This window comes from Hephaestia caeni, assembly GCF_003550065.1.
GTDB lineage: Bacteria > Pseudomonadota > Alphaproteobacteria > Sphingomonadales > Sphingomonadaceae > Sphingomonas > Sphingomonas caeni_A.
The window spans coordinates 655,969-663,205 of the sequence record NZ_QXDC01000002.1 but is presented as its reverse complement, the minus strand read 5'-3'; the positions used below and the strand labels follow the sequence as shown (position 1 = coordinate 663,205).

General features: G+C 62.0%; 3 protein-coding genes. 2 read left to right on the top strand and 1 reads right to left on the bottom strand.

The annotated features are described in order from the left end of the window. Both DFR49_RS02990 and DFR49_RS02985 read left to right on the top strand, forming a co-directional pair. Positions 1 to 2,400 (top strand): TonB-dependent receptor (locus DFR49_RS02990; RefSeq protein WP_119034398.1); only part of this gene is annotated, 2,400 nt, incomplete at its 5' end. 413 nt (positions 2,401 to 2,813) lie between these two features. Beyond that, on the top strand, positions 2,814 to 5,648 hold the full coding sequence (locus DFR49_RS02985) for a TonB-dependent receptor (RefSeq protein WP_119034397.1): 2,835 nt from the start codon (positions 2,814 to 2,816) through the stop codon (positions 5,646 to 5,648). Between the two features lie 87 nt (positions 5,649 to 5,735). Here DFR49_RS02985 and DFR49_RS02980 read toward each other — a convergent pair whose 3' ends face one another. Next, on the bottom strand, positions 5,736 to 7,223 hold the full coding sequence (locus DFR49_RS02980) for a sulfatase-like hydrolase/transferase (protein WP_170150897.1): 1,488 nt from the start codon (positions 7,221 to 7,223) through the stop codon (positions 5,736 to 5,738). Between the last annotated feature and the right edge of the window lie 14 nt (positions 7,224 to 7,237).

Genomic DNA, 7,237 nt, shown 5'->3' with positions numbered 1-7,237 from the left:
ATGCCCGCCGAAGCGTTGTCGCGGGTCAACGTCTATAAATCGCAGACGGCGGATATCACCGAGGGCGGGCTCGCGGGCGTGATCGACCTTGAACTCAATCGGCCGTTCAATTTCACCAAGCCGACCTTCGTCGTCTCGGGGCGCGCCAATTACGGAACGCGCGTCGACAAGCTCAATCCGCAGTTCGGCGCGCTCGCCACCGATCGCTGGGACACCGGCATCGGCGAGATCGGGGCGCTCATCAACGGCACCTATTCGCGCTCCGATTATTATCGCGCGGCGACGAATCTCTTTCAGCGGCGCAGCAGCGCGACCAAGCCGTTCAATACGCCCGGGCTGCTTCTTCCCAACATCCTCCAGAATTTTCCCGAGCAGGGGTATATCGAGCGGCATCAGTTGAACGGTGCGCTGCAATGGCAGGCATCGCCATCGCTCGAAGCCTATGTCGAGGGCTTCTACACCTATTTCCGCGATCGCGGCAGCCATGTCGGCGCCAACATCCAGCCGTTCACGACCGGCACGACGATCGTCGACGGCAGCGTCAAGCTCAGCGACCGCTGCATCCTGACGCGCGTGCGCAACAATAACGGCAACAACCCGGTCATCCAGACCGACGCCGAGGGCAATGAGACGCTGACGCCGTATCACGAGGAAACGCTGTGCGAGCCCGACAGCATCACCTTCGCCGATTTGATATCGAACCAGACGACGCAGGCGCGCGATCTCAATCAGCGCAACAAGCAGATCGCGGGTGGGGTGAAATACAATTCGGGCGGGCTGCACGCCGTGCTAGACGCCGCCTACCAGACCTCGGACCATCATCTCCAGAACGTTACGACGCCCGTCGGGCAGCGTATCGACAGCATGACCGTGACGATGGATGCAGACGGCCACGCCGAATATACGGTGCCGGGCAACGCGCTCCAGAGCGCTGACAACCTCTACATGCGCAACCAGATGATCCAGACGTTCACGCGCGACAAGGGGGATCTGTTCCAGATCAAGGGCGACATCGACCACGATCTCGATGGCTTCCTGTCCAATGTCGCGGGCGGTGTGCGTTATGCGCGCCGTTCGGCGAACGAGCAATCGGTCGTGCTCAATTCGCCGGTTCCCGGCGGCAATCTTGGCGCGCCGGATGAAGCCGAAGCGGTCAAGGTCTCGGATACGGGATTGCCGCCGGATTATGTGGCGCTCGGCCCCGTTTCGCCTGATTTGAACGGCGGCGCGCGTTTCTATGTGCCGAACCCCGATTTCCTGCTGTCTGAATCGGGCCTGGATGCGGCGCGTGCCTATTTCGGCCTGCCGCCGGGCCAGCCCGATTTCGATCCCGGCCGCGAATTCGACGCGACCGAGAATACGCTCGCGGCGTATGCGCAGGCGAAATACGCGGTCGATCTGAGCAGCAGCATCTCGCTCGATGGTGTCGTCGGCGTGCGCTACATCCGCACCAGTCGTACTATCGGGACGTTCGTTGCGAATGACGGCGGCACGTTCGACCCGCTGACCGCCAAGACGACCGATCACGACTGGCTGCCCAACGCGACGGCGCGTTTGAGGATCGGCGACGGTATCCAGATCCGCCTCGGCTACGCCAAGTCGCTGCGCCGGCCGAATTTCGGCGCGCTCAACCCCGCCGTCACGCTCAACCAGTCGAACAATCCGCTTGTCCAGAGCGGCGGCAGCGCGGGCAATCCCGATCTCAAGGCGCAGAAATCGCAAAGCTACGACGCGACCTTCGAATATTATTTCAAGGGCGGCTATGTCGCGGTCGCTGGCTATTATCGCGACATCACCAACCGCGTGCTCACCAGCGCCGCCGTCGAAATGTATGATGGCGAGCCTTATGCCGTCTCGCGCCCGCGCAACGTCGGCCAGGCGACGCTCAAGGGCATCGAGCTAAGCTCGCAATATTTCTTCGATTTCCTGCCAGGCGCGTTGTCGGGCCTCGGCTTGCAGGGCGCCTTCACGATCGCCGATTCGAAGGTCGGCGGCGGCGATCCGCTCGCGGGCTATCCGCTGCAGGGCGTCTCCAAATACAATTACACCGTCGGGATGCTCTATGAGAAATACGGGATCAGCGGCCGGCTGGTATATACCTATCGCTCCAAATATTTCGGGAGCGACAATACGGGCTCGCCAACCTTGCGGCCGTTCACGCCCGAGAACATCAACGACGTCTATGTGCCGCCGCTGATCAGCTATGTGCGCCCGGCGGGCCGGCTCGATTTCAATATCGGCTATGACGTGACCGAAGAGCTGCGGATCGACGTCGGCGGGACGAACATCCTGCACAGCAACACGAGCAGCTATTTCGACTATCCCGGCTATACGAACATCAACGATGGGATCGATTACAACGAGACCACGTATTCGATCGGCGCGCGCTTTCGATTCTGAGAAGGGTTGCGGCAGCGGTCTTCCGCTGCCGCGCTTTATGGTGCGACAGAGCTGCAGCAGGCAGCGCTATATATATGATAAAAGTGCCTGAAAATTGGGCGCAAGGTTCAACGATTTCCCTTCGTTCGGAGAGATACCCGGCGTCAGAGGTGTTTTCGGGCGGCCTATCAGGTCGCCGGCGAGGGTATATATCATATATATATTGACTTTATAGCGGCGCTTGGTCACTTTCGAGAAACCACGGCGCGGGCGCTTGACCGTCGAGTCTCGATCGTCCGGCACGGAGGCGAGCGATAGCGTGGCACATGAATGAACAACCTCGACGATGATCTTGAGCGAATCCGTTGGCAGCGGTTTCGCTCAATGAGGTTGGACGATCTGCGCTGGGATTCAGAGACTAAAGGGGAGGAAATATGACGGGGCGGATTTGTCTTTCAGTCGCGGTATCGGCGCTGGCGCTGATCGCATGCGATGGCGCGCTGGCGCAGACGACCGATCAGGGCGGCGGGGCCGGGACGCAAAGTGATTCGATCGCTGATGCGTCGGACGCCGACAATCAGATCGTGGTGACGGGCATCCGCCGGTCGCTCGAGCGCGCGGCCGATATCAAGCGTGAGTCGGTTCAGGTGGTCGATGCGATCGTCGCGCAGGATATCGGCAAGCTGCCCGACCCCACGACTGCCGCCGCGCTGCAACGCGTGCCGGGCGTGCAGGTGTCGACCAACCGCAACAACGAACTGGGCGATGTGCGCGTGCGTGGCCTACCCGACGTGCTGACGACGGTGAATGGCCGCGAGGTCTTCACCACGACGGGTCGCAGTTTCGATCTTCAGGATATGCCCGCCGAAGCGTTGTCGCGGGTCAACGTCTATAAATCGCAGACGGCGGATATCACCGAGGGCGGGCTCGCGGGCGTGATCGACCTTGAACTCAATCGGCCGTTCAATTTCACCAAGCCGACGGTGGTCCTGTCGGCGCGCGGCAATTATGCGTCGCGGGTCGACAAGGTGAATCCGCAGTTCGGCGCGCTCGCCACCGATCGCTGGGACACCGGCATCGGCGAGATCGGGGCGCTCATCAACGGCACCTATTCGCGCTCCGATTATTATCGCGCGACGACGGTGCTGTTCCAGCGGCGCAGCGCGAGCACGGCGCCGTTCAACACGCAAGGGCTTCTGCTTCCCGGCATCCTCCAGAATTTCCCGCAGCAAGGCTATATCGAGCGACATCAATTGAACGGTGCGCTGCAATGGCAGGCATCGCCGTCGCTCGAAGCCTATGTCGAGGGTTTCTACACCTATTTCCGCGATCGCGGCAGCCGCAACGGCGCCAACATCCAGCCGTTCACGACCGGCACGACGATTGAGCCCGGCAGCGTGGAACTCAGCGACCGCTGCATCCTCACCCGCGTGCGCAAGAACAACGCCAACAATCCGGTGATCGTCAGCAACGTCGATCCCGATACCGGCGACGTGGTGGAAACGCTGACGCCTTACAGCGAGCAGAACTTGTGCGAGCCCGCCAGCATTACCTTCAACAATCTGGTGTCGAACCAGACGACGCAGGCGCGTGATCTCAACCAGCGCAACAAGCAGGTTGCGGGCGGCGTCAAATATAATTCGGGCGGGCTGCATGCCGTGCTCGATGCCGCCTATCAGACCTCGGTGTTCAAGAGCCAGAACATCACTTCGGACGTCGGCCAGCGGCTGGACAGCCTAACTCTGACTACCGATGTCGATGGCCACGCCGCGTACGACGTGGCGGGCAACGCGCTGCTCAGCCGCGACAACATCATTATCCGTAACGCGTTGATCCAGGATTTCGACGTCAACAAGGGCAAGCTCTTTCAGGTCAAGGGCGACGTCGATTATGATTTCGACGGCTTTCTATCGAACATCGCGGGCGGGGTTCGGTATGCCCACCGGTCTGCGGATACGCGGTCGGCGCACTTGAATACTGCGATACCGAAGGGCACCAGCAGCACGCCGGGCGATCCCAACGCAGTCCTGGTCTCGGACAGCCTGCCCTATGATTTCCTGACGCTCGGCTCGCGCGCGCCGGATCTCAACCACGGCTCGCGCTTCTACATTCCCAATCCCGATTTTCTGCTCTCGGAATCGGGGCTCGACGTGGCGCGCGCCTATTTCGGCCTGCCGGCGGGTCGCCCCGACGATGATCCGGGCCGCGCCTTCGATGCGACCGAGAACACGCTCGCGGCGTATGTTCAGGGTAAATATGCCGTCGATTTCAGCGACTCGATCTCGCTCGATGGCATCGTCGGCGTACGCTACATCCGCACCGACCGCACGATCGGGACGTTCGTGAAGAACGATGCCGGCGAGTTCGAGCGGTTGGAGGCGGATACGGTCGACAATGACTGGCTGCCCAACGTGACGGCGCGGCTTCGGATCGGCGACGGCATCCAGATCCGCCTCGGCTACGGAAAATCGCTGCGTCGGCCGAATTTCGGCGCACTCAATCCCGCGGTCACGCTCAACCAGTCGAATAATCCGCTCGTCCAGAGCGGCGGCAGCGCGGGCAACCCCGATCTCAAGGCGCAGAAATCGAGTAGCTACGACGCCACCTTCGAATATTATTTCCCCAGCGGCTATGTCGCGATCGCAGGCTATTATCGCGACATTACCAACCGCGTGATCACCAGCCCACAGGTCGAAATCTATGACGGTGTCGACTATGCGGTGTCCCGCCCGCGCAATATCGGCGAAGCGACGCTCAAGGGTGTCGAGGTCAGCGCGCAATATTTCTTCGACTTCCTGCCGGGCGCGCTGTCGGGGCTGGGCCTGCAAGGCGCGTTCACCTATGCCGATTCGAAGGTGGGCGGTGATGATCCGCTTGCCGGCTATCCGCTCCAGGGTGTCTCGAAGTACAATTACACCGTCGGGCTGCTCTACGAGAAATACGGGATCAGCGGGCGGCTGGTATACACCTATCGCTCCAAATATTTTGACGCGGACGCCAGCGGCCAGCCGACGCTGCGCCCGTTTACGCCCGAGAACATCGACGACATCTACGTTCCGCCGCTGATCACCTATCAGCGCCCGGCGGGCCGGCTCGATTTCAATATCGGCTACGATGTCAACGAGGCGGTCCGGATCGACGTCGGCGGCACCAACATCCTGCGCCACAATTCGTCGACCTATTACGACTATCCGGGCTACACCCACATCAACAACTTCATGGATTACGACGAGACCACCTATTCGGTGGGCATCCGCCTGCGCATCTGACGAAAGAAAGCGCGGCGGCGGTCGATCCCGCTGCCGCCTCCTTGTCGACCGAACCGGCCGCGTCGCCCGATCTCGACGCGGCCGTCTTTATTGCGCGTTATACTTCGGCAGTGTCGCCATCCACGCCTTGAGCTTGCCGAGCAGGCGATCGCGAACCGCGGGCTGGCTCGCGGCGACGTCGGTCGATTCGGTCGGATCGGCTGCCAGGTTGAAAAGCTCGGGGTCGGCGGCGCCGAACCCGGCAAGCAGCTTCCAATCGCCCTCACGGACGGCGAAGGGCGGCGCGCGATCGTGCTCCATCGCCGGCTGCGGCGTCTTTTTGGGGGCGCCTTCCTTGCCGTATGCCCAATAGAGATCGGGCCGGTCGGTGATCGCTTGTCCCGCGAACACCGGCGACAGATCGATCCCATCGACCCCGGCGGGCACCTTCGCACCGATGACGCTCGCGATCGTCGGCAGCAGATCGACGCCTTCGCCGACCGTCTGCTCGTCGCGCGTGCCGGCCTTGGTGTGCCCCTTCCAATAGAAGATCATCGGCTGGCGGATGCCGCCTTCATAGAGGCTCCACTTGCGGCCGCGCAGATGCTCGGTGCTGCCGGGCGCGGTGTGGCCCTTCTCATAATAACGCTGCATCGACGAGGGGCCGTTATCGCTGGTCACGATCACCAGCGTGTTGTCCATCTCGCCCATCTGATCGAGCCGGTCGAACAATTTACCCAGCGTGTGGTCCATTTTGACGATCGTCGCGAGATAGCGATCGTCGTCGCTGTCCGAACCGTGGCCCATCACCTCCGACAGTGAATCGTCATCGGGTGCCCAGGGATCGTGGACGTCGTTGAACCACAGGTTCACGAACCACGGCTTGTCGGCATGCTGCGCGACATAATCGACCGTCATGTTGCAATAGAGCTGGGTGAGGTTGGTCTTGATTTCCCAGAAGCGCGCGCCTTCGCCGAGTTTGTCCGATTGCTCGGCGAGGTCGCGCTCCTGATCGGCAACCAGCACGCGCGGGCCGAGGCCTTCGAAGGTCGTGAAGCTCTGATCGAAGCCATAGGCGGTGGGCCAGGGCGCATCGCCGATGTCGCGGCCGCCGCCCAGATGCCATTTGCCGATATGCGCGGTCGAATAACCGGCATTCTTGAGGAGACGCGCGACCGTCGGCAGCTTGGGATCGAGCCAGTCGGCTTGCCCCGTCGAGGCATTGAAGGCGCGATCGCTGACATAGTTGATGAACCCGACCTCGGCCGGGAAACGCCCGGTCATGAAGCCCGCGCGCGACGACGAGCAGATCGGCGCGGCATCGTAGAATTGGGTCATCAGCACGCCCTCGCGCGCCAGCTTGTCGAGATTGGGCGTCTGAATCTTGTCGTTGCCCATGATCGACAGGTCGCCGTAGCCCATGTCGTCGATCAGCACGAACAGGATGTTGGGTCGCTGCGCGTCCGGGGCCGGCGCGGCGGGAGCAGGGGGCGGGGCAGGGGCTGGTCGCGCGAACGCCGTCGGCGCCGTCATGCCCATGATCGCCGCGAGCATCGTCGTCGATGCCCAGCGTGCCGCTCTCGCGTGTCGTGCCATTGTCTCTCCCCTTC